19 protein-coding genes and 1 pseudogene are annotated in these 24,533 nt (G+C 39.9%); 3 read left to right on the top strand and 17 right to left on the bottom strand.

What is annotated here, in order from left to right; genetic code table 11:
• The first annotated feature begins 375 nt into the window (after positions 1 to 375).
• A complete protein-coding gene (locus tag A7975_RS35485; protein WP_369688943.1) occupies positions 376 to 798 on the top strand; it encodes a GNAT family N-acetyltransferase in 423 nt (140 codons plus the stop codon).
• Between the two features lie 94 nt (positions 799 to 892).
• On the opposite strand, the gene A7975_RS19985 is transcribed toward A7975_RS35485, so the two are convergent.
• From A7975_RS19985 to A7975_RS19960, 7 genes are all read right to left on the bottom strand, one after another.
• Entirely contained in the window at positions 893 to 1,462 is a 570-nt protein-coding gene (locus tag A7975_RS19985) for an SF0329 family protein (protein WP_065386244.1), read from the bottom strand.
• A 217-nt stretch (positions 1,463 to 1,679) separates the two neighbouring features.
• Positions 1,680 to 3,317 carry a response regulator transcription factor gene (locus A7975_RS19980; protein WP_065386243.1) on the bottom strand — a complete coding sequence of 546 codons (1,638 nt, stop codon included), beginning with the start codon at positions 3,315 to 3,317 and terminating at the stop codon, positions 1,680 to 1,682.
• 7 nt (positions 3,318 to 3,324) lie between these two features.
• Positions 3,325 to 5,070: a sensor histidine kinase gene (locus A7975_RS19975; protein WP_065386242.1), complete on the bottom strand. Its 1,746-nt coding sequence runs from the start codon at positions 5,068 to 5,070 to the stop codon at positions 3,325 to 3,327.
• 106 nt (positions 5,071 to 5,176) lie between these two features.
• A complete protein-coding gene (locus A7975_RS35675) occupies positions 5,177 to 5,332 on the bottom strand; it encodes a DUF6903 family protein (protein WP_442950611.1) in 156 nt (51 codons plus the stop codon).
• A gap of 9 nt (positions 5,333 to 5,341) precedes the next feature.
• Complete coding sequence (locus A7975_RS19970) at positions 5,342 to 6,241, bottom strand: carbohydrate ABC transporter permease (RefSeq protein ID WP_197286085.1); 900 nt, start codon at positions 6,239 to 6,241, stop codon at positions 5,342 to 5,344.
• A gap of 11 nt (positions 6,242 to 6,252) precedes the next feature.
• The gene (locus A7975_RS19965; protein ID WP_053375002.1) at positions 6,253 to 7,143 is read right to left on the bottom strand and encodes a carbohydrate ABC transporter permease; all 891 of its coding nucleotides are present in this window, start codon (positions 7,141 to 7,143) and stop codon (positions 6,253 to 6,255) included.
• Between the two features lie 90 nt (positions 7,144 to 7,233).
• Positions 7,234 to 8,580: a carbohydrate ABC transporter substrate-binding protein gene (locus A7975_RS19960; protein ID WP_065386241.1), complete on the bottom strand. Its 1,347-nt coding sequence runs from the start codon at positions 8,578 to 8,580 to the stop codon at positions 7,234 to 7,236.
• A gap of 348 nt (positions 8,581 to 8,928) precedes the next feature.
• On the opposite strand from A7975_RS19960, the gene A7975_RS19955 reads away from it, so the two are divergent.
• Positions 8,929 to 10,365, top strand: coding sequence for a carbohydrate ABC transporter substrate-binding protein (locus tag A7975_RS19955; RefSeq protein WP_065386240.1), 1,437 nt, complete (start codon positions 8,929 to 8,931; stop codon positions 10,363 to 10,365).
• Positions 10,366 to 10,374: 9 nt separating this feature from the next.
• On the opposite strand, the gene A7975_RS19950 is transcribed toward A7975_RS19955, so the two are convergent.
• The gene (locus tag A7975_RS19950) at positions 10,375 to 11,268 is read right to left on the bottom strand and encodes a helix-turn-helix domain-containing protein (protein ID WP_065386239.1); all 894 of its coding nucleotides are present in this window, start codon (positions 11,266 to 11,268) and stop codon (positions 10,375 to 10,377) included.
• Positions 11,269 to 11,442: 174 nt separating this feature from the next.
• Between A7975_RS19950 and A7975_RS19945 the strand changes: the two genes are divergently transcribed.
• Positions 11,443 to 13,200 carry a glycoside hydrolase family 35 protein gene (locus A7975_RS19945; protein WP_065386238.1) on the top strand — a complete coding sequence of 586 codons (1,758 nt, stop codon included), beginning with the start codon at positions 11,443 to 11,445 and terminating at the stop codon, positions 13,198 to 13,200.
• 493 nt (positions 13,201 to 13,693) lie between these two features.
• Here the strand turns inward: A7975_RS19945 and A7975_RS19940 are convergent, their stop codons facing one another.
• The 9 genes and pseudogenes from A7975_RS19940 to A7975_RS19905 form a co-directional block, all read right to left on the bottom strand.
• Entirely contained in the window at positions 13,694 to 14,812 is a 1,119-nt protein-coding gene (locus A7975_RS19940; RefSeq protein WP_255314381.1) for a cytochrome P450, read from the bottom strand.
• 83 nt (positions 14,813 to 14,895) lie between these two features.
• Complete coding sequence (locus A7975_RS19935) at positions 14,896 to 15,474, bottom strand: TetR/AcrR family transcriptional regulator (protein ID WP_065386236.1); 579 nt, start codon at positions 15,472 to 15,474, stop codon at positions 14,896 to 14,898.
• 107 nt (positions 15,475 to 15,581) lie between these two features.
• Positions 15,582 to 15,698 (bottom strand): annotated as a pseudogene (locus A7975_RS33185) (sigma factor-like helix-turn-helix DNA-binding protein); the annotation flags it as partial.
• A gap of 302 nt (positions 15,699 to 16,000) precedes the next feature.
• Positions 16,001 to 17,479: an Lsa family ABC-F type ribosomal protection protein gene (locus A7975_RS19930; RefSeq protein WP_065386235.1), complete on the bottom strand. Its 1,479-nt coding sequence runs from the start codon at positions 17,477 to 17,479 to the stop codon at positions 16,001 to 16,003.
• A gap of 162 nt (positions 17,480 to 17,641) precedes the next feature.
• Positions 17,642 to 18,679 carry a Cfr family 23S rRNA (adenine(2503)-C(8))-methyltransferase gene (locus A7975_RS19925; RefSeq protein ID WP_053374994.1) on the bottom strand — a complete coding sequence of 346 codons (1,038 nt, stop codon included), beginning with the start codon at positions 18,677 to 18,679 and terminating at the stop codon, positions 17,642 to 17,644.
• Between the two features lie 954 nt (positions 18,680 to 19,633).
• Positions 19,634 to 21,283, bottom strand: a complete 1,650-nt coding sequence (locus A7975_RS19920; RefSeq protein ID WP_065386234.1) for a GTP-binding protein — start codon at positions 21,281 to 21,283, stop codon at positions 19,634 to 19,636.
• Between the two features lies 1 nt (position 21,284).
• Positions 21,285 to 22,208, bottom strand: coding sequence for a sulfate adenylyltransferase subunit CysD (cysD, locus tag A7975_RS19915; RefSeq protein WP_255314378.1), 924 nt, complete (start codon positions 22,206 to 22,208; stop codon positions 21,285 to 21,287).
• 783 nt (positions 22,209 to 22,991) lie between these two features.
• The gene (locus A7975_RS19910; protein ID WP_483295925.1) at positions 22,992 to 23,363 is read right to left on the bottom strand and encodes a hypothetical protein; all 372 of its coding nucleotides are present in this window, start codon (positions 23,361 to 23,363) and stop codon (positions 22,992 to 22,994) included.
• Between the two features lie 132 nt (positions 23,364 to 23,495).
• Positions 23,496 to 24,521, bottom strand: coding sequence for an LLM class flavin-dependent oxidoreductase (locus tag A7975_RS19905; RefSeq protein ID WP_065386232.1), 1,026 nt, complete (start codon positions 24,519 to 24,521; stop codon positions 23,496 to 23,498).
• Positions 24,522 to 24,533 lie beyond the last annotated feature (12 nt).

Genomic DNA, 24,533 nt, shown 5'->3' with positions numbered 1-24,533 from the left:
ATCCATCATGGCATATCCGAAACTTTGCTCAAATGGCCGATGAGTCTTTACCTAAAGCCAAGCCTAATGCTTTGTCAAGCAGTAAACAACTCCCCCCTACGGCTAGCCTTGCTTGCTAGAAAAGGATTAATCAGTTCCTGAATAGAATTATATTTTGATCATGATTTGATTAGAAATGAGGGGGCCAGAAATGGTGTCAATCAATAAAAGAGTCGAGTTTCCTTCATTAGAAACAGAGAGACTACATCTTAAGCTTTTAACACTACAGGATTCCAAAGCAGTATTTAAACATTTCTCAGATGAAGAAATTATTAGATTTCATCAAGAGGATTCGGGCTGTCGGTGGGGGCTGTTTGACAAAAAAATAATAATCTAATCGGTACATGTGGATATCACTATTTAAGAAAAACGGATGATGTCTTTACAGCTGAAGTCGGATTCGATTTATCTAAGCGATACTGGGGCAAAGGATTAATGTCTGAAGCAATAAAAGTAGCAATTGATTTCGGATTTTCAAAAATGGGGCTAACGATTGTTGATGCGACTGTTGAGCCAGAGAATGAAAGGTCAATTCGTTTATTGAGGAAATTAGGATTCGAAAGGGAGATTGAACTTAGAGATCATTTAATTTATTTTCATTTGAATCGAAACCGTTTCGAAGATAACAGTGAAGATTATTTCGTTTTAAAAACAACATTGTCCGATAACATTTCTAAAAGCAAAAAGAGGGGTTCTTCGCCCCTCTTTACGATTTCCGCCAATGCGCATAGCGAGCTTCACACCAGTTGTGTGGAGTAAGCAGCGTCAACACCGATAATTCATCTAATTCTAGGATGCCTAAATCGAATTGCGCTATCAATGATGAGTTAACAGAAGCTGAATTTATCATTATTCATAACGTACCAAGACGTAGTTCATAAAAATACTGCACAATTGGATGCTTTAACTTCATCTTCTCGGACATATTTAAAATTCGCTTTTTTCCAACTCGTCTGTCCACCAAAGCTAGAATATTCAATAAGATATCATTGCTCTCTATGCTTTCCTCTATAGAAATGGATAAAAACTTATTCGCTATAACGATAAAATTTGATTTGCTTAATGCTGACTGTGCCGACAAAAGCTCCTTTGCATAATCTGATTTTTTTCTGCTTCTTGCAATTACGATCAGACGATCCTCCGGAACGTTCCCCTTGGTATCTTTTCTGACTGCTTCAATTTCTTCATTGGTGATAGGAATTTGGATATCTGAATCATTCTTAATTTCCAGCTCGGTCTGATACCATCTGATCAAGTTAGTTGCATCACTCATATTAAGTATGTTCTTTTTATCTACTGCAATATTACAAAGCCCCGCTTTATCTGGTGAATAACGGTAGCTCGTTGCAAGGTATTCGACCCTTCCGTTTAACGCGGGAGAGAGAAAACTCTCCAGATTTTGTTTCAATTTGCTCCAGGTCATGTACTACTCCTTGTTCTATATTAATTACTACCTATTTAGGCAGTTGTTCTAATATCCATAATACAATAACCAACACATCGATCATACTACGAATGTCTCCACGTGATCCCGTAAACTTTCTCGTATATAATGGTTAAAAGGTATGAGTTCGGTTCACAATACCGACTTCATACCTTAGCTGATGCTTTTTTAGCATTGTCTAACTATTGGGTTACCTTTACGACAATTGGGGATACGTTTGTTTCTTTTGCTGACTTAATTGCGTAACATGACTTTTATAATCAGTAGGTGAGACTCCGAATTGTTTTTTGAACATTCTACTAAAATAAAATTGGTCGCTAATTCCTACTAATGCTGATATCTCTTTAATATAAGTATGGCCTTTCATAATTAATTCTGCTGCTTTGTTCATCCGAACATTGTTAATATAATGAATTAAACTCATACCCATTTGATCCCTAAACACGCGACACAAATAGTTTTCACTGAAATTAACATGGTCAGCAATCATTTCTAGCGTGATTTTATCCCGATAATGTAATTCGATATAACGAATGACATCGACTATTTCTTTTTTGGTCACAGACGAATCAAGTGATCTAGGAGCATTTTTCCATAAACTTAACCCATCTAAAGCTTCCATTGCAATTGCCAATAATGCATCTGAGCTTTTACATTCCAATACATTGTTTTTATTTCTCTCATATTGCTCGGCATTCAATATCGTTATTTGGGTATCACATAGCGGTAAATAATCCAAACATTTATTCATAAATGTTTTAAGCGCAAAAGGATGTATGCTACTCTGATGAGCTTGTTCTGTAAAGGTTTTCAACATCAACTGTATGGAAGAGCTTTCGTCTTTATACAGAAAATCCAAAATAGATTTAGAAAAATCAACATAGTTGACAAAATCTATCTCTTGTTTTAGATCAACCTCATCATTAAAAATAACGGATTGTTCCTCGTAAAAAATGATATCAATCGTATCTTTACACTCTAAATACGTTTGTCTAGCCTCTTGATAACCGCATATTTCCGATGAATACACGATAGCAGTCTCGATCGTCATATACATTTGCATTAGTTTTTGAATTTTTTGAACAAAGGTCAAGGGATCGAATTGACATTGATGCAGTCGTTCCTTAGCAATTAAGACAATAATTGCGTTGATTTCTACTTGAAATACCTCTACATCATGTTCCGATTCCATTAAATCAAGAATCATGTTCTCAATGAATGACAAAGAAATATTGAATTTTTGACCTTCCTTTAATGAGGAATCATCTAAATGTATATAAAATTGGTAACAAGCTTTGTTAGCGAAATTTAGTTGAATTTCCTCATTTTTTAAAAAATGCTCGATGTCATGATAACTATTTGTAAAATAATCTTTCAGCATCGTGTTCTTTACGCTTTTCAAGTTGTTACGCAATACTTGCTCTCTCGTTACTTGCTCTTGCAAAATAAGCTGTTCTTCCTGAAGGAGCTTTGCAGTCTTCTGAAGCTGCTCAATAAGTGCTTCCGTCTTGATACTAATTTTCAACATATAGTCGACCGCACCAAGAACTAGCGCTTCACGTACAAGCTCGTATTCACCAAAATTACTTGCAACAATGATTTTACCTTTATAGCCAAGTGCATTCAGTTCTCTTATAAGCTGCAGACCATTCATATTCGGCATTTTTAAGTCTGTAATGATGATATCTGGATTTAGTTCTTTAACTAACACCAATGCTTCATTTCCGTCTGAGGCTGTTCCACAAATAGAAAAACCAAGATTATCCCAATCAATCATCGTACGTAAGGCAATTTTTACAATAGGCTCATCATCTACAAGCAATACATTGAACATATTAAAATTAATCTCCTTCTGACTTTTGAATAGGTATGATCATTCTACAACTTGTTCCTTCTCCTACTGCACTTGAAATGAATAAACCATATTGATTCCCGTAATGGAGCTTAATTCGTTCATTCACATTATTTACTCCAATGCCTGACAACTTATCTGTATGGTCCGAAGAACGGTTTTGATTCGTATCGAATCCTTTACCGTTATCGGTTATGTCTATGTGAAGCTGATTATCAACCTGTTGAACTTTAATCATAATGTCTATAGACTTTCCGTTCTCAGAAATACCATGAATAATGGCATTTTCAGCGACGGGTTGCAATATTAATTTTGGAATTAAGAATGGAAGCAGCTCGTCATTGATCTCATATCTAACCTCGAACCTGTCTGCATAACGAATTTTTTGAATTTCAAAATAATGCGCTAAATTTTGAAGTTCCTGTTCAATCGTAATCTCTTCATTATTATCTAAAATCGTACTGCGCAATAATTCAGATAGTGAGCTAATTCCATTATTCAGTACTGGCACCTGATTAATAACTGCGAGCCAGCGAAGCGTATTTAATGTATTAAATAAAAAATGCGGATTAATTTGTGACTGAAGCATTTGGAGTTCTAACTCCCGCTTCCGTTTATCATCAAGCTTTTGATTATCCATCAATCTCTCAATCTCACTGACCATGCTATTTATTTTACGAGATAGTACGCTCATCTCATCATCATACTCATCTTGAATGCGATTGGAAAACTCTCCGTTAGATATTTGATTACTGAAAGCCATAATACCTTTTATAGGTTTTACAATACTATTATTCATGAAATAAATAATGAAAATACAAGAGATTACAATCACTAATACGATTATAATCATGCTAAACGTGATTTGACTTATTTCAGAGTTAATATATGAATAGGGCATCAAAGATATAAGATACCAACCTATTTGCTCATTATATATATAAGATATTTGCTGATCAGCATGATTAACCAATCCGGAAAAAGAAGAATGATTACTTTTCTGTGCATCTTGAATCATTTGAAACAGCGCAGGATCGGTGTATTGTTCTCCTAATGTAATCTCTTTGTTACTCGAGGAGAACACAGTCCCATCTCGCCCCATAATAAGAAGATTCGACCCTTTCCCTAGATCAACACTTGAAAGAATATTTTTTGAGAACAAATCTGTATTGACGTACACGAAAGCATATCCGATCTGCTCGGAGCTATCATGCTCTGCATGGATCTTTCTCCCTACAGCGATCGTGTCGTATGAACTAATCGTTCTTACATAAGTAAGCCCATCGTAAGGAGCATTCTCATTGACATCCGAAATCGCCTTTTCCAAATACTGCTTGCTAATCGTTTCATATCCAAGCTCGTAGAATGGTTCGTGATCCGTATCGTAAATGCTAACGGTTACAACATGAGACGGAAATATCGTTCGAAATATAGCATCCATTGCAGCTTCTTTGGATGTTGAGGAAACCAATTGTTGTGCACTTTCGTTAGCTAAGTTTGCTTGCACGAATTCATTCGTAGAAATCGAACCGTTAAGAAATTGATAATTTTGAAGCTCTGTCAGCAAATTTTTATTGACCAAAGTTATTGCCTGAAAGGTTGATGAACTGAGCTTATCACTGATCGATTCCGAATATAACTTGTATGCGTAGAATCCGAGAAAAATGATAGGAATAACCGATACGATCAAAAATGTTCCAATTAATCGATGCTGAATCTTAAATTTACGCAGCATAGCATGACCCCTTGATCTTGATCTGTTTATAGTAACATAATGTGCACCTTAAAACATTTAAAGAAGATGATCCCCCCAATATTGGAAAAATCATCTTCTTTGGATTTTATTTATATTTTCTGTTATATAACCATAAGAAACTTGTAAGCATCCCAAGTCCAAGCAGCATAGTTAAAAGTCCCGATGGGCCAATCGATTGATGACCGAATACGGTAAGCAACATTCCTATAATGAACAGTATTAAATAGAGCAATTTGTCCATATTATCCTATCATCCTTTCAAACCGCCCATAGTCATACCCTGAGTTAATTTCTTCTGTACCAAAATATATACAAGCAATGTTGGCAGCATAACAATCACGAGACCAGCATACAGTTGTCCATACTCAACAGCAGATTTTTGCGCAGCTAGCAAATTCATCAAACCAACCGGAAGTGTCTTGAAATCAGGTTTCGTTAGCAAGGTCATCGAAATGATATATTCGTTCCAGAAGGACAGGAAGTTGAATAATATAATCGTAATGATCGCAGGTCTTGCCATTGGCATAATAACCTGTACCATCGTTCTAAAATGTCCTGCTCCGTCGACAGAAGCAGCCTCTTCGTATTCTTTCGATAGTGATTTGAAATAACCTGACAGTAAATAAATCGTAAATGGTAACGCCATAGCTGTATACACTAGCGCTAGTACAATAATGTTATTCAATAAAATGGGTTGACCAAACATAGTACGCGCCATTTTGTCACCATTGTTCAGCATTAGAAAAATGGGAACGATGATATAGTTAACGTTAATAAACAAACCAGCCATAAACATCGTATTCAATAGCAGATTACCTCTAAAACGGTAACGTGCAAGTACATAAGCTGCCGGAAGTGCAATAACGAGCAATAATGCAATTGACAATGCCGTTACAAGCACTGAATTCAGCATATAATCACCCATATTTGCCTTTAGCCAAGCATCTGCAAAGTTCTGAAGATAAATGCCTTTAGGTAACGCCCATGGACTACCGTAAAATTCAACATCTTCTTTAATAGATGCAATAAACGTCCACAATACCGGAATGATAATAATGACTGTTAGTAAAATCAACAAAAAATAGGATACAGACTTGAATAATACTTCTTTTCCTTTACCCTTTTGCAGAGCTGAATTGCTTGTCATCATTTCTTCCCTCCTTAATACTCTAGATGATCACGCTTGGTAACTGCATTAAGAATGCCGGCTAGAGCAAACGAGAACAAGAACACCACAACGCCAATCGCCATTCCGTAACCATAAGAAGAATTCGTATACGCTTCTTTATACATGTAACTTAGGAATACTTCAGTCGCTCCATCAGGACCACCGCTAGTCATAGCTGTAACGAAGAGGAAGCTCATATTAATCGTACTGATAATAAAAAAGGTAAGCGTTGTGCGAATATTCGTCCAAATAAGTGGAATTGTGATGGTAAGAAATTGATGTACAGGCGATGCACCTTCAAGATCAGCAGATTCGTATAAACTCTCAGGAATGTTCGCCATACTTGCCATATACATAACCATGTAATAACCAACTGCTTGCCATATCATTGCTGCAGCAAGACTGTAAATAACCAGTTTTTGATCTCCAAGCCATAAGACGGGCTCATCTACGATATGGAATAATTTAAGAATCGAGTTTAGAAGTCCATTGCTCGGATCATAAATTGCAGAGAAAATCGCGCTAATTACGACAATAGACAAAATATTTGGAATGTAAAAAACAACTCGATATATATTTATTCCTTTTAATTTACCTCGCGTAAGAATCGCTGCAAAAATAAGAGCTAATGCAAACGTAACAATAGTAACAACAACAATTAACAAAATGCTGTTTTGGAACACTTGATAAAATTTATCGCTTTGGAACAACTTGCTGAAATTATCCAATCCGACAAATGTCTTGTCATCCGTATATCCTCCCCATTTGTATAGGGACATTCGAAACACGTCAATGCTCGGAATTAACAAGAAGATAACAAATAAGATTACGGCCGGAGCCAGACAAAAGAATATGAAACGGGATTTCCCCCTGTTAGATGGCATTACTCGAGCTCCTTCCTAGGTCTAACGTAACTGTGGCCAGTTGTCACTGACCACAGCACCAATTTCTATTTTAAATGAGTAGTTAAGTGACTATTTCGCGTTACGAAGAGCATCACTGGCTTTAGTTATCGAATCTACCCACTCTTGCTCTGTTTTTGCACCCGTTACAATGGAATCGATCGATCCGAATACGGTATCAGAAATATTTACGCCTTCAACGGGTACAGTAGTTGCGAACGCGCCCATTGCTGCTTTAGCGCCATTATCATAGATACTGTAGAATAGCTTGTTATCGCCTTCAAGTTTTCCAGACATACCTGCAATCGGTTGAACTGCACCTGCATTAGCGAAAATCGCTGCAGCTTCATCGGAATATAAATATGCGATAAACTGTTTCGCTAAATCAGGATTTTCGGCTTTAGCTGGAACCCAAATTTGCTCGAAGAATGTATAAGAATAACGGTCTCCACCATCTGCTACAGCTGGAAGCGCTGTAAAGCCCCATTTAAATCCTTCTGCACGAGGTGCATTTGCCATTTCATTAACAACCCATGTACCGTTAGGCATAAATATGGCTTTGTTGTCCAAAATGAGCTGTTGGTTTTTCGTAAAGTTATCTTTGTTTCCGTTAGCTGGAACTGTTTTCTCCGTATAAGAAGCTAGCTTCGTAATAATATCAAATGCTTGCGTTGCTTCTGCTGATTGCCAGATTCCTTCAGAATAGCTCATTGCTTTAGTGAAGAAATCAGGTCCGCCAACTGCGTTCAACATGGCGTAGAAGAACGAATCGAAGTAACCAGTTGTTGGATAAGCAAATAGTGCAATACCCTCTGCTTTTGCTTTATCTCCCAATGCCCACATTTCATCCCATGTTTTCGGTACTTCCCAGCCTTTTTGCTCTAATAAACCTTCGTTATAGAACAAGCCAGTAGGGCTGTAGAACATTGGCATCAAATAGGTTTTGCCATCATTATATGGATTGGTAATCGTCGTATCTGTAAAACCAGGAATAATTTTCTCACTAACGGCTACCTCTTCGCCAGGCACTGTCATTGAAAGAACATCGGTAAGATCAGTCATGTTGTTATCTTTTACGAATGTTTCTGTAAGCCCTTTCGGTTGACCGACTGCTAAATGGATAACATCTGGAAACTCACCGGATTTCATCGTTGGTCCAATAACATCTTCGATGTTTTTTTCAATCGTCATTTCAACTTTCACACCAGGAACCGTTTTCTCGAATGCAGCTGCAACTTCTTCCCACGCCGTTTTTCCATAAGCTGTTTCTAGTGCAGCAAATTTCAGCGTACGGACTTTACCAGTTGAAGCATTAGAATTAGTTGAACCGTTTTTCTCTGCGTTGCCATTGGATGAACCACAAGCTGCCAGCGTAAATGCCATAATAACCGCAAGCGCCAAAGTTACCATTTTTTTCATAATCTTACCCCTCCTCGTTTCTTTTGAATAACGAACACCATTCATTATTCGATATAAAGTTGTTTCCGCTTATCTAGATTAACCAATAAAATTCAAAGTGTTCAATAGCATTTGCTCAAGTAGATAAAATCGCTCATCGGCTTGCATAAATTATCTATAAGCTGAAGCCACCATTCATTTTCAGATAAAATTCAGAAGCAGTTAAATAGAATATTTATATTTCCACTGCTGATTTTGGTTAAAATTATTCATAACATGAGCGATAATATTCATGTACTTCTATGTCAATAATGTTCATAATTGATCTGTTAAGGGTCTTTTTACGATAAAAATCTTGGAGTGAATAAGATGAAAAGATATCCAAGCCTATTTTTGATAACGTTTGCATTACTAGGAATAATTGCAATTTCATCTTTAAATGTTATGAAAGATCAAACGTCTCCCTCTGACAAGTCATCCATTAATGAGCACTCAGATGCTGAGGCGAAAAAATTCAAGAGCAATGAATTGCATATCGCCGTATTTCAAGGAGGATATGGACAAGAATACTGGAAAGAAATCACAGAAAAATTCGAAGCTGCTTATCCTGGCGTACAAGTGCATATGACAATCAGTCCTCGGATAGGTGATGTAATTAGACCACAAATTGTCGCTGGCAATCCCCCGGATTTTCTAGCGATTTCGGATACGGACCAAAGCGGAATTATGGCCTCATTAGTAAAAGAAAAAGGTTTAATGGATATAACCGACGTTTTTGATGAGGTAGCACTAGATAAGAAAATGCGCTTAAAGGACTTGATTCTCCCTGGCATCCTTGAAAGCACGAGATTTACTCCGTATCGAGACGAGAAAATCTATATGGCACCGTTTAATGCTGCACCAATGGGATTAATCTACAACAAAAAATTGTTTCAGGACAAGGGATGGAAGCTGCCCGTAACATGGAATGCGTTTTTTGCGTTAGACGAGGAATTAAAGAAAGAAGAAAACTATGTAGTTGATGAAAATGGAAATCTAATCAAGCGTGCGCTATTTACTTATCAGGGCATATATCCAGAATATTTGGAGGAAATTCTCTATCCGTCACTTGCAAATGCAGCTGGAATTGCGCAACTAAAAAAAATATTTTCATATGAACCGGGTTCTTTTAAGACGGAGCCTGTCAAAAAGGTTTTGGATACATTAGCTAAGCTTGGGAGAGACGGGTATTTGATGGAGGGAACCGTCGGACTTAATCACACCCAATCACAAACGGATATGATGCTTGGCAAAGCCATTTTTATCGTTAATGGTTCGTGGATGGAAAATGAAATGAAAGATTCTCCAAGAGAAGAAGGATTCGAATTCGGCATGATTCCTGTGCCTGTATTTCATGAAGGCGATGAACGTTATATCCTTTCTAGCTATGAACAATTTTCGATTCCGCTCAAAGCCAAAAACGCTGAACTTGCAAAAGAGTTTTTGAAGTTTCTTTATACCGAGGAATCTATCCGATTATTTGCAGAGAAATCCAACGGTACTTTTGCACTGAAAGGAGCGCAAGAACTTTTGAGAAACTATTTAACCCCTGGTGTATATGAAATGTCCAGCGCATATGAAGGAACGACTGCCATAACACAAGAGTGGGAAGTTATTCCTAAGTTTTCCAAAGAGAATATAAGAAATCAATTGTTCAAATCAGCTATAACACCGGTTATGACTGGGAAAATGACTACCGAGGAATGGATGAATCAAGTAGAACATGCCTTTATAGAGATTCAAGCGAATATGAGCAAACAAAATTAACGATAGCGATTACCCGTCCTCATCGCTTTGAGAACGAACGAATTTCGGTCGAAATGCACTAGGTGGCATGCCTGTCCACCGGCGGAATTGCCTAGAAAAGTGGCTTGCAGACTGAAATCCAAGCCGTTCAGCTAGTTCTTCCATCGTATAGGTCGAATGCACAAGCAAATGCTTCGCCTGATTAAGCACAATTTTACTCATATACTGCCTGGGCGATTGCCCATAAACCTTAGTAAATATATGCGTGCAGCGTCCGCGGCTAATCCCTAATGAGGCGGCAATTTCAGCTATTTTTTCATGATTTCCATTCCGTAGTTTGTCTTCAATCTCATGGGCTAGCTCCGTTTCAAATACGGAGGCATCATGCATATTATGATCAATCTTCAGAATCGGGCTAGTCGTTTTTTCGCTGTACTTTATAAATTCAGTAATGATGCCTATCGTATGAGATTGGATAATAAGGCGATTAAGCGCTTTGTCGTCCTCGACGGTATCTATTCGATTGTGGTGCAAAAGAGCATTTTCAATAGCGTCAACATGTGACGGTAACGCAAGTTGAGTTGCCTCTTCCGCCTTAATGATCACATAATCCGTTTTGCATAATCGCGCACGAATAATCGGGTCATCCAGATCGAAATGTAAATTAAAGAAACGATAAAAGGATGTTGAGTTATTCTCAGAAGCATGCAACATTCCGGACTTTATTAATAGCCAATCCCCACTGCTAAACGTAAAAACATGGTCCCCTATCGTTTGCCTTATCTCTCCATTTTTACAATGCAATAGTTCAAAGAGATTATGATGATGCCGTGGAAAAGACCAATTAGGATGAAAATTCCCTACATGGCAGCCGATAATCTGCAGCGTACTCGTTAGGTTAGGGAGTGAATAATTAATATCCATTTTACACGGACCTCCTTGCGTTCAATATTTCAAGCATCTTATTATAGCGTAACGCCCTCCAAACAAAAGGTCAAATAATGTCTACTTTTGTCCATTTGTTTGATCATTTTTTCCACTTAAAATGGGGAGTATCACTACTAAGCGCGCACCCAATTAGAATTGGAGGTCATATAGATGACTGTGTTAACTGTACAAAATGATCAATTTCATTTCGATGACAAGCCTATTCGCTTAATTTCCGGGGCTATCCATTACTTTAGAGTCGTGCCTGAATATTGGTATGATCGTTTATTAAAACTAAAGGCATGTGGCTTTAATACAGTAGAAACTTATATTCCATGGAATTTCCATGAACCTACGCCTGGTAAGTTTAACTTTGAAGGCATGGCAGATGTTGAAGGTTTTATTCGATTGGCAGGCGAACTAGGTTTGCATGTCATCGTACGCCCGAGTCCGTATATTTGCGCGGAATGGGAATTCGGCGGATTACCTGCATGGCTCCTTGCAGATCGAGAGATACAACTTCGTTGTATGAACCGCCCCTATCTTGAAAAAGTGGACGCCTATTACGATGAGCTATTGCCAAGACTGAAACCATTACTTTCCACAAATGGCGGCCCTATTATTGCTATGCAAGTAGAGAATGAATATGGAAGCTATGGCAACGATACAGCATATCTACAATATTTAGAGCAAGCTATGATAAGTCGTGGCATTGACGTATTATTATTCACTTCTGATGGACCAGAGAATCATATGCTTCAAGGCGGAATGGTTCCAAATGTTCTAGAAACTGCGAATTTCGGTTCAAGAGCAGAAGAATCTTTCGAGATGCTTCGTCGATATCAACCACAAGGCCCGCTTATGTGTATGGAATACTGGAATGGTTGGTTTGATCACTGGGGTGAAGAACATCATGTCCGTAATGGTGATGAAGTGGCTAAAGTATTCGAGGATATGCTTTCTTTAGGGGCCTCAGTGAATTTTTATATGTTCCATGGCGGCACTAATTTTGGTTTCACTAGCGGAGCGAATGGCTTAGAACGCGATCATTATGAGCCTACGGTTACAAGCTATGATTATAACGCACCATTGAATGAAGCTGGCGATCCTACTGAGAAATACTTTGCAATACGAGATATTATAGCGAAATATACAGATCTTCCTGAGATGGAAGTTCCTAAAGCTTTGCCTAAGCAAGCCTATGGAACGGTCCTTACTGCTAGCCATGCAGCCTTGTTTGATCAGTTACACCTATTGTCTGAACCAGTAAAATCTGTCACTCCAGAACCAATGGAGCGTTACGGACAAAATAACGGATTTATCCTATATGAAACATTTATTACAGGACCACGTGAAGAAAAAGAACTCATTATTCAAGATTGCCACGACCGAGCACTAGTATTCTTGAATGATGAATTTAAAGGAATCATCGAGAGATGGGATTCCAGTAAAAAAGTGCATTTTGAAGTGCCAAATGGCGGCGCAAGTCTACGAATTTTAGTTGAGAATATGGGGCGTATCAACTACGGACCCTATCTAGCTGATCGTAAAGGTATTACCGAAGGCGTTCGTCACGGCAATCAATTCCTCTATGGATGGACAGTTTGGACAATGCCACTTGACGATTTGAAACCTTTGGACTTTGCTGCGATAGAGAAAACAACAACAAATGGTCCAGCATTTTATCGTGCAGAATTACACATTGAAAATGCACCAGCAGATACATTCTTGAAGCTCAAAGGATGGTCTAAAGGGGTTGTGTACGTGAATGGATTCAATATAGGTCGATATTGGAAAGCTGGTCCACAGCAGACCCTTTACATTCCCGCACCGTTTCTACGTCAAGGCAACAATGAAATCATAGTATTTGACATTGACGGAACAGATAGCTTAGAGCTGCAGTTTGTTGATCAACCCGAGTTGGGATAATGCTTATTGCATGACAATCAACAACGCTGTAGCGTCATTTCAGCATAAGAGATCTCTCTCCATCAAGACAAAGAGCCCTTGCTACGCAAGGGCTCTTTGTCTTGACTTATATGCTCTTCATTCACACTGTATACTCCAAATGTGTGGGGTAAGCAGCGTCAAGTTGCTTGGTCATCGGAAACCGGTGATCTCCTTATTACATGTTCGATTAGGAAAATGAATTCAGTAGAGCACGGTATCTGTATAATGAGTAAAGGAAAAAGCAGCCCCAGAGAAAACTCTCCAGATTTTGTTTCAATTTGCTCCAGGCTATAGAAATAAAGAGCACTTTCACGAGCGATTTCGACCTTATAATTTCGAAAAAGAAACATTCCAAGTCGTAGCAGCCAAGCTGCAATGTCAGGAATGCTTCTTATTTTGAGTTTAACGCTATATGGAAATATGCAGTAATGTCACGGCTTTGGGAAAACAAGTGCTGTGAGCACAACTTCTATTATTTCCGCAAAATAATAGGCATTTGTTTGATTCCAAACATCAACCAGCTGTCGATTCTCTCCAATGAATGGGAGCGATCGAGGCGGAACTCAGGAAATCGATTAAGCAGCGTTTGAATGGCAATTTTACTTTCTAAACGGGCTAATTGCGCTCCTAAGCAGAAGTGAATGCCGTGACCAAAAGCAAGATGGGGATTAGGACTCCGGTGGATGTCGAAGATATCCGGACGCTCGAATAGGTCTTCGTCATGGTTGGCCGAGCCAATCCAGATGTTGACCATTTGTCCGGGAGTTAGTGTTTGTCCGCGTAGGACTGTGGTCTTTTTTACTGTTCGAATCATCGTTTGAACAGGGGAACAATAACGAAGAACCTCCTCCAGAGCCTGCGGAACCAAAGAGCGATTTTCCAAAAGCTGCTCTTTAGCATCAGCATAGCTATCGAGCATAAATAGTGCCGAGGAAATTAGGTTGGTTGTAGTTTCATTCCCCGCAACAAGCAGCAGGATGCAGAAGCCGATCACTTCCAGATCGCTTAATTGTTCGCCATCTGTTTTCGCATAGACTAGACGACTAATCAGATCATCCTGCGGTTCAAGACGTCTCTGATCCGCTATTGCGGTAAAATAGTCACTCATCTCTTGTTGGCATTGATAGTATTGCTCAGAGTTGTTTCCGACCAGCGCATCCGACCATTCTTTGAAACGCTTTCGATCTTCCAGAGGAATGCCTAGCATTTCGGCAATGACGATAATCGGTAACGGACTTGCAAAATGATAAAGCCCATCCATCTTACCGCTCGCTTCCATTTGGTCACACAACTCATTCGCTATCGCTTCAATCTTTGGTGTCAGTCCTTCAATAACCCGTGGAACAAAAGCTTGAGAAACAAGCATCCGCAATTGCCGATGTTTAGGCGGATCTTGTCTTAGAATACTCGCTTCAATCGGATCTTTCATCGTTTCGACACCTTGCGAAGAAAAATGCTCGTGATCGGAAAAAATCGTTTTGACGTCCTCGTATTTGAAAACGTCCCAAGAATTAGTCTCTTTTTTAAACAATAAGGGGGAGGCAGCACGCATTTCTTTAAAATAAGACAAAGGTATCAATTCATTAGCCATTCTCCAATCCATATGTTACACCATCGCTTCCATATTTTTTTATAGAACTGACTAGTCAGTATACTAACCCCAAAAAAGGGCGGTTACTCACCGCTAGTCAAAAACAAACCTGATGTAATGATCGTATAAAAGAATTGTTCAATATGATCACGGGTCAATTCTTCGTTGTTATTCAAAAAATAATTACTTGCGCTGTCGAGCATCCCAACGATCCCAGCCGCGGCCAAATTGCAGTTAACATCACGAAGCACGCCTTCTTGCTTTCCTTCTTCTAAGACGTTGGCAAGAAAATGAATGTAGTCAATTCTTAGTTTCTTCAGTTCTTCGAGCACTTCCTGATCGATGCCGTTGGATAGTTCATTGAAAACGATATGCGCTAAACTGCTAGATTCCAAAAACAGATCGAGGTTATGCGTGATAATCCTTTTGATTTGTTCTTCCAAAGTAAAAGTGGATTTAAGATCGGCCTGAACTTTATTAATAATCTCCTGAAAACCATCCTTAACAAGCGTCTTAAACAATTGGGCTTTACCTGGAAAGTGATAGTAAAGCGTTCCTTTGGCAACATTGGCTCTCAGAGCAATTTCATCCATGCTTGCCCGATGGTAACCGTTTTCTGAAAATACTTCAACCGCTGTTTGGATAATTTTTTCTTTACTCAAGGTGATCCGCCTCTCTTTAATTTTAAAAAAACTGACTAGTCAGTACAAAAAGTGTAACATGTTGGAAAAACTTCTGTCAACTGAGATCGCGAGGGGATTGGCTGACCTTACCTCTTCGCAAAATCATGATAAAGCTTCATCAACGCCCTCTTCTCAATCCGTGAAACATAACTGCGACTAATCCCCAATTCCTTCGCAATCTCCCGCTGCGTCCGCTCATCCCCGACAGAGGAAGAGATCAAAACCTTGGAGGTTTTCCAAGAGATCGTTCTGGAAGTATTTACCATAACCTTCAATCAATTAACCGAATACGTAATAAAAAAATAAACCGTTTGATATATCCGGAACACATCGTTTCATAAGTTACGTCCAAACCATAAATAAGTGTCGTTGAATGAAAGACAGCTGCCGATACATTGTCGGCAGCTGTCTTGTTGTTTCAAGGTACTTGTTAAGTTCAAGGAAATAACTCGAAGTTAAGCCTCACTTTGACGAAGCAACACAATATGCAATACTCCAAGTATAGCTATAAAGTTACCGTTTTCGTTGCAACTTCCTCTTGGAATGTCTGGTCATGCTCAACAAAAACCATTGTTGGATTAAAGCTTTTAATAAGTTCTTCAACTTGCATTCGTGAATAAACATCAATAAAGTTTAGTGGCTCATCCCAAATATATAAATGAGCTTTTTCACATAAACTTTTAGCTATAAGCAACTTTTTCTTTTGTCCACCAGAATAGTGGGCTATATCTTTCTCAAACTGGATACGGTCAAAGTCCATCTTACGTAGAATGGACTTAAATATCGGTTCATCAATCTGATTTTCTTCAATAAAATCAGATAATTTCCCCTTTAAATGAGAGGTATCTTGCTGTACATAAGAAATAACAAGGCCTGAACTAACGTTCAAAGTACCTGTATGCTGGAGCGGCTTTCCTAGAATCAGTTGTAATATACTGCTTTTCCCACTACCATTCCTTCCATCAAGCACTACTCGGTCTCCTGCTTCAACTTTAAAACTTATGGGTGTATGAACTAATTCACCATCATACATAACAGACACGTCCGATAACTGAATTAGTTCTTTAGATTTGTGTGCTAAAGGCTCTAACTGTAATAACTCCGTTTTTTCCACATTTTTTAGCAGCGTTGACTTTGCTTCTATAGCTTTATTTTGCCTTGATTCCAGGTTCTTTGCACGTTTCATCATTTTAGCAGCTTTATGTCCTACAAAACCCTTGTCCAATTTAGAACCAGAATTCGTTGTACCATTTTTGGAGGCTTCTACTTGATTAGACCAATTGGCTGAACGTTTTGATGATTGTTGCAGCCTTCCAATGTCTTTTTGCAAACGCTCATTTGTTTTTTCTTCATGTTCTTGCTGTCTATCAAAATTCAGCTTCCAAGAAGAATAATTACCACTTTGAACATCTATATTGGTTCGGTTTATTGACAAGATATGGTCAACACAACCATCCAAAAAGTTTCTATCATGTGAAATTAAAATGAATCCTTTTTTCCTTTTTAAATAGTTAGAAACCATCTTTCTCGCATGGATATCTAAGTGATTGGTTGGCTCATCAATTAATAAAAATTTCCCTTCATTCAAGAAAAGTGCAGCCAGCAAAACCTTCGTTTGTTCCCCATTCGATAATGTTGCAAATGGTCGGTACATCACTTCAGCATCGACATCTAAATAAGATATTTCTCGAAGAATCTCCCAATCTTCTGCTTGAGGACTTATCTCTTCTACTATTTCATAGGTGAATCTGCTTTTATCCGAGACTGGAAATGGAAAATAATTGAATTCTACTGAAGAAATAATTTTTCCGTTGTATTCATATTTTCCTAATAAAAGATTGAAAAAGGTCGTCTTGCCTCGACCGTTACGGCCAATAAATCCAAGCTTCCAATCCGTATCTATTTGAAAGCTAACATCTTCAAAAATATTATCAAAGCTGCTAGGATATGAAAATGTCAGGTTTTGTACATGGATCATAGACATGGTAGGTTTCTCCTTTTTATAAAAACATTACTTCTTCTTTATAAAAAGTCAGTACATACCCATTTATTCTTATTTACTCCGTATAAGTTCAATGGATACTAACCGACTTATACGGAGTAAATCATGTGTAACAACCGTGTCTGTACTCATGTTCCCCCTCCTTTATAACTTGTTGTGTCCGTATAGCTGGCCGCATGCTGCATCAATGTCAGTACCGAATTGTGTGCGCACAGTGACTTTGATTCCCTTTGACTTTAAGATCGTGACAAACTTTTGAACCCGTTCTTTGTCAGATTGATGAAAGCTTTCAGGCGTCACGTCGGTTGAATTGTAGGGGATCAAATTGACGTGATATAAATGTTCCCAAGGACCTCTGTCCTTTAATAAAGCAGCAATGGCTTCCGCATGTTCATTTGAATCGTTTTCGCCTCGAAGTAAAATATACGCAATGTATACTTTCCTACCTGTATCACGAATATGCTGATCCAACTTGTTCAACACATCATGAAGCGGAAACCGATTGTTAATTGGCATTAGCTCGCTCCGCTGTTCGTCGAAAGGAGAGTGCAGGGAAAAGGTTAGATTAACCTGTGGAAATTCCTTTGCAAGACGATCGATACCCGGCAAAATTCCGATGGTGGAAACTGTAATTCTACGATGCCCCAAACCAAAGGTTCGTGGATCTGTTAGAATCATAATCGTGTCGAAGATATTAGGATTGGCCAAAGCCTCTCCCATGCCCATAAACGAAACACTATCCAAGGCTTCACCATTTAAATGAAAATATAACAATTGATCGGTAATTTCATCAGCTGTAAGATTACGTTTAAGTCCAATTGTACCTGTAGCACAGAAGCTGCAACCATATCCGCATCCACACTGGCTGGAAATGCAGTACGATTTCCAGCCGCGCTTATAACTTAGTTGAACTGCTTCTATGTGCTCACCGCCTTCAATGGCAAAAAGCACTTTATTCACTTGACTGGATGTTTTTTGCATGACAGGTGTTACGTTCAAAACGTGTTCGCCGAGGTTCTTGATTAATTCATTTCTTATACCCTTGGGTAGAATGGTCATTCGGTCATATTCGCCAATTCTTTGCTTAAAGATCGCATCCGCAATTTGTTGGAACCGATATGCGGGTTGTTTCAATTCTGCTAATAGATGTTGAATCATTTCGTATTTCGAAGTTGACTTCATGTGTTTTCTCCTCTTGAGCCGGAGAAACAGCCATAGCACCCCTTGTTGGTGCTTAACATGTACACTAACCAACCATATTAAAACCCACGAAGCTTGCAGCTAAAATCGCTACGTGCATCTATCGATAGATGGATAATGCTCCGGCATCCGTTTAGTTTGATCGTGAACCGTGCCAACGGACAATGAACGACTCACATGAACATTTACAACCTCAAACATCATTTTCAACCTCCTAAGATAAAAAAGCACAAAATTATTTAAAACACTATGGCATTAAAAAAAATAAAGAGCTACAAGAAAGTTTACCTTTCTTGTAGCTCAAATAAATGAATACAGATTCCAATCCATTTAATGGAATTGAAATTGTTATTTGAGTGAAAAGAATAAGTAAATTTCTTACTTAACAAAGAATAAAACAACTCTGATTATGTTTTATCATTCGTAAATAGCAAGAAATATTACATTATCCTTATCATCTCCTCTAGATTATTAAATATAATTCTAGCATAACAAATTTCACATTTCAACTTTGCAACAAGCAGACGAATGTAATATTTATTTGTCAGTTCACCACAAGTGAATTCAATATAACAAAACTGCCGATCGAGTAGTACCCGCAGCTTCATGAACTTAGCATTTTAACTAACGCTTCTTATTAATTCAACAAAAAAATTCAAAAGAAATACTGTAAATGTTTAGATAAATGATTGCTCTCAAGGCTTTGGCCACCACAAAAACAATTATATATATCGGGTAGTTCTCTCTCATTTCAGAAAATTTCGATTTAGTTCTAAGTACGTCAGTCTAATACTAAATTTTTTTCTCGATAAACATGAGAATCCTATTTCATCTTAAATACAAAAGCAGGAAAAGCCGCCCTCCAATTAGATGGGGGGCGGCTTCTTAAATACGATTTTATATTAACCATACTATGCTTCTGTTGATGTCCTGACACTAAATTTGAATGAGAGCCTTCACAACACGTTTCACGGCAGCATTGGCCGCTTCTTCAATCGAATTGCTGTTAAAAGCAACATCGATTGGCAAAAAGGCTTGACCGATTAATTCTTGCGCGATGGCTTGGTCGTTGCCGTTCGCAGTACCAGCCAGTACCAATGCAATAAGTCCCGCATTGTTTAGTAAAGTGGCATAACCCGCGATTTGCCGCACAGATTCTCCTAAGCTGTTATCGATTAGCATCGTATGATAGCCTCTCGCTACCAACCGTTTCTCGATTTCCTTCGCAAGAGCCGAGTTGTCCGAGACTGAACCAGTAAGCCAAAGCGTTAATGGCTGCTGTCCTTTTTGCTGGGCACGAACATCTCTTGTGATTTCCGTATCGATCCGGTCGGCATTGTCTGAGCTTTGAAGAGCTTCGTTAATGACGCCGCAAGCGGATGTCATATTCGTTACACGATCGATGAGAATAAATCCACCGATGCTTTTATTTTTTTCAAACGTATCAAAAACAATACCATCCGATAATGAAAATTCACATTTAGCCACTTCATTCTTAACCACATGATCGGCTGTAACCGTATTGCCTGAATTAATATCGATTTTGTGAATAATTTTCGTCACAGTACCAGGAAGAACCTTTGTACCTACCTTCACCAGAACATTTTTTCCCGGCGTCAGGAAAGAATCATCCATCCAAAGAATCGTGGCGCTAAAGCTGTCAGCCTCATGGAGCTGATTGTCCTTCGTAAACACACAACCTCGTGAAACGTCGACTTCCCGATCCAATTGAATAGTGACAGGCTGTCCGGCATGAGCCGAATACCTGTCTTGGTCTGTTACAAAAATGCGTTTTACCTTCGCCTTCTCACGGCTAGGCAGAGTTATCAGTTCATCGCCAACTGCGATGCTGCCGGCTTCAATCTGGCCTTGGAATCCGCGGAATGTGTGGTCCGGTCGGCATACCCGCTGAATGGGCATCATAAACGGCTTAACGTCATCGTTCGAATGAACGTCAACACCCTCCAAATAGGGCAGCAAAGCAAGCCCCTCGTACCATGGCGTATTGGGCGATTTCTTTGTAATGTTATCCCCCTCTGTTGCAGAAACAGGGATCACCTGAATGCTTTCAAACCGGAATTCAGTGGTGAGGCGAGAGAATTCTTCTTTGATTTCATCAAATTTCGTCGTATCAAAACCCACCAAATCCATTTTGTTTACCGCCAAGACCAGATGCTTAATCCCCATGAGGGCGCAAATCCGGGTATGGCGCTTCGTTTGAGTAATGATCCCTTTGGTTGCGTCCACCAGAATAACGGCAAGATCCGCAAATGATGCGCCTACGGCCATGTTGCGTGTATATTCTTCGTGCCCCGGCGTGTCCGCTACAATGAACGAACGGTGATCCGTCGTAAAATACCGAAATGCCACATCAATCGTAATTCCCTGCTCACGTTCGGCTATCAGCCCGTCAAGAAGCAAGGAGTAGTCAATTTTTCCGCCGCGGCTGCCCAGCCTGCTGTCCAGCTCCAATGCTCTCTCCTGGTCGGCGAACAAAAGCTTAGCCTCATAAAGCATATGTCCAATCAAAGTGGACTTGCCGTCATCCACACTTCCGCAAGTAATAAATTTAAGCAGACTCTTCATCTTAGAAATAGCCCTCCCGTTTACGTCTTTCCATGCTGCCCGCTTCTTCTTGGTCGATAACCCTTGTTGTCCGTTCGGATGATACCGCACCAAGTGTTTCTTCAATAATAGCATCCAGCGTATCCGCATCTGACTCGGCGCCACCAGTCAGCGGATAACAGCCTAATGTGCGAAATCTCATCTTCATCATTTCAATCTTCTCATTGGGCTCGAGCTTCATCCGCTCATCATCCGCCATGATGATCTGTCCATCGCGATTAACGACAGGCCTTTCTTTCGCAAAATAGAGAGGCACAATATCAATGTTCTCTCTGCGAATGTATTGCCAGATATCTTTTTCCGTCCAGTTGGAAATCGGGAATACGCGGATGCTTTCACCCTTATTAATTCTTGTGTTGTAAAGCTTCCACATTTCCGGACGCTGATTTTTCGGATCCCAGGCATGATTTTTATTACGGAATGAGAAAATCCGCTCCTTCGCACGTGACTTTTCCTCATCACGTCTTCCGCCGCCAAAAGCAGCCGTAAATCCATACTTGTCCAAGCCTTGCTTCAGGGCTTGGGTTTTCATAATATCCGTATATGCGGAACCATGATCAAATGGGTTAATCCCTTGCTCAATTCCCTCCTGATTGGAGTGAACAATCATGTTGATTCCGAATTCTTTCGCCTTGCGGTCGCGGAATTCAATCATCTCTTTGAACTTCCACGTTGTGTCAATATGCATGAAAGCAAACGGCGGCTTTTCCGGATAAAATGCTTTCAGCGCCAAATGCAGCATCACGGAGCTATCCTTACCGATCGAGTATAGCATCACGGGATTTTCACTTTCCGCCGCTACTTCTCGAATAATATAAATCGCCTCAGCCTCGAGTTGATCTAGATGTGTCGTTTCATCTATGGAATCAAGCATCAATTTGTCCATGAAAAAAGTGCCTCCCTTTAATCCTTACTAAATCTATAGACTATACTTTATATCCTATCAGATTTTCACTTTAATGCAAAGTGGAATAAAGTTTTTTTCTTTTATTTTCTGAGCCTTTGGTTTTCATTAATAAGGGTATCGAAACTGCGAACAATTAGATTGGATAATTCCATTTCAGAAAAAATGTAGTGATGATGTGCATCAAGCTGTGGTTCCATGCGATCTACTGATAGTCCACAAATCACCGACTAGAGGGTTGCTTCAGACAACCATCTATTACAAGAGGGACTGAACTCGTTGTCATATTTGTCTATTTGTCGTAATAGATAATTACACTTCCACATTCCTAACATTCAATGATTGGAACAACCGCCCCACCGATATGAAAATAATCATCGAATATTACTTGTCGTTCTTCATCATCAATTTTAATTTTCACTAAAACACCTTTTTAGATAAAATTGTGCATTTTATTCATATCAATATTATCACAGCATACTAATCGGTTAACCATTTTTCACCTAAAGCTTCAAATGCTCTTGTCACTACTTAAATTATATAAAAAAAACCCTCGAAATGAGGGCGCTTAGACATATTTGCATCTTATATTATTCATTTCTCACGAGTAGTGAGCACCACTCCACATGTGTGGAGACGGTGAAAGGGATATATTTATTTTTCGAAAAATTAAAAAGCCATTTTGTTATGTTTTCTGGCTCTGTCCAATATCTCCACGCTTTTTCAATGGACTTGGAGAAAGATTTATATTTGCTCTAACTCTGCTTAAACGATGGGGAACCAACCTGGTATGCTTGTATAGTACTCCCACATCTGATCTGAAATCACCAGCTCTTTTTGATCTTCTTTTGATAAAGTGGTACGAATTTTTTCTTCTTCACCAGCTTCTACCTTCTGTACCCAATGCGGTTCCATAATCAATTCCCGCCCTAAAGCGATTAAAGGTATCCCTGTTTCCAATGCTTTCATCACTTCATCGGGTGTGCGCAGTATCCCAACTCCCATTACTGGAATTCGATCACCAACTCGATCATGAACCATTACACCACGCGATGTTTGATCATTTGCATCACGGATCGAGCCGTTCCAAAATGCTCCCACCGAAATGTGGAGGTAATCCAGTTGCTGATCAGCCAAGGGCAATAGCTCAGGCGGACACATTCTACCGCCATGAAAAATTTGCAAGATGGCCTTGGATCCTTTTTCTTGGATAGTTGTTGCTACCCTTTTTAGACTAGGAATTAAAGAATTAGAATCCGCTCCAGTGGGTTACGGTTTGATTATATCTGCGACAATTTCGTAGGAACGCAGGCGTGCCTCGTGGTCAAACACCTGGGCGATGACCATTATTTCGTCAGCTTGGGTATCGTTCAAGAAAGATTGCAGCTTTTCTTTCACCGTCCCAGGACTGCCGAAGATGGACGAGCCGAGCTGCTGCTCCAACGCTTGTTTCTCGTACTCACTCCATAAGCTGTCCATGCTGTCCACAGGCGGTTGCAGCTGCACTTCATTGCCCCGGATCAGGTTTAGGAATTGCTGCTGCAGCGTCGTTCCCAGGCGGTTCGCTTCCTCATCCGTATCGGCGGCAATAACGTTGACGCCGACCATCGCGTACGGCTTCTCCAGTACTTTCGAAGGCTTGAAAGAACGCCGATATAATTCCATCGCCGGCACGGTGTTGCCAGGCGAGAAGTGACTAGCGTAGGCAAACGGCAGACCGAGCTGCCCGGCCAGCTGTGCGCTGAACCCGCTGGAGCCGAGCAGCCAGATGGGAATAGTTAGGCCCTCCCCGGGGATCGCCTTGACATGCATGGTGCCTGATGCTAACGAGGGATCGAAATAGGCCCGCAGCTCATCCAATTGCTCAGGGAAATCCTGGCCGTCATTCCTGCCGTCGCGACGCAGCGCGCGCGCGGTACGCTGATCCGTGCCGGGTGCCCGTCCAAGACCGAGATCGATGCGTCCCGGGAACAGGGTTTCAAGCGTCCCGAACTGCTCCGCGATCACTAGCGGTGAATGGTTGGGAAGCATGATACCACCTGAGCCCACCCGGATTGTGGATGTGCCAGCCGCCACATGGGAGATCACAACGGAAGTGGCGGAGCTGGCGATAAAAGGCATATTATGGTGTTCCGCGAGCCAGTACCGGTTATAACCCCACTTCTCTGCATGCTGGGCAAGGACTAGCGTGTTGCGAAACGACTCGGCAGGACTGCCGCCGGCGACGATAGGAGACAGATCTAGCACGGAGAATGGTATATCGCTCAGTCGTTTGTTTGTTTTATTTGCAGACATATCGTCTTCCTC

It is taken from the genome of Bacillus sp. FJAT-26390 (assembly GCF_001682865.1).
Classification (GTDB): domain Bacteria; phylum Bacillota; class Bacilli; order Paenibacillales; family Paenibacillaceae; genus Pristimantibacillus.
Note: the sequence above shows the minus strand (reverse complement) of the source record. Positions and strands in the feature narration are given on the sequence as shown.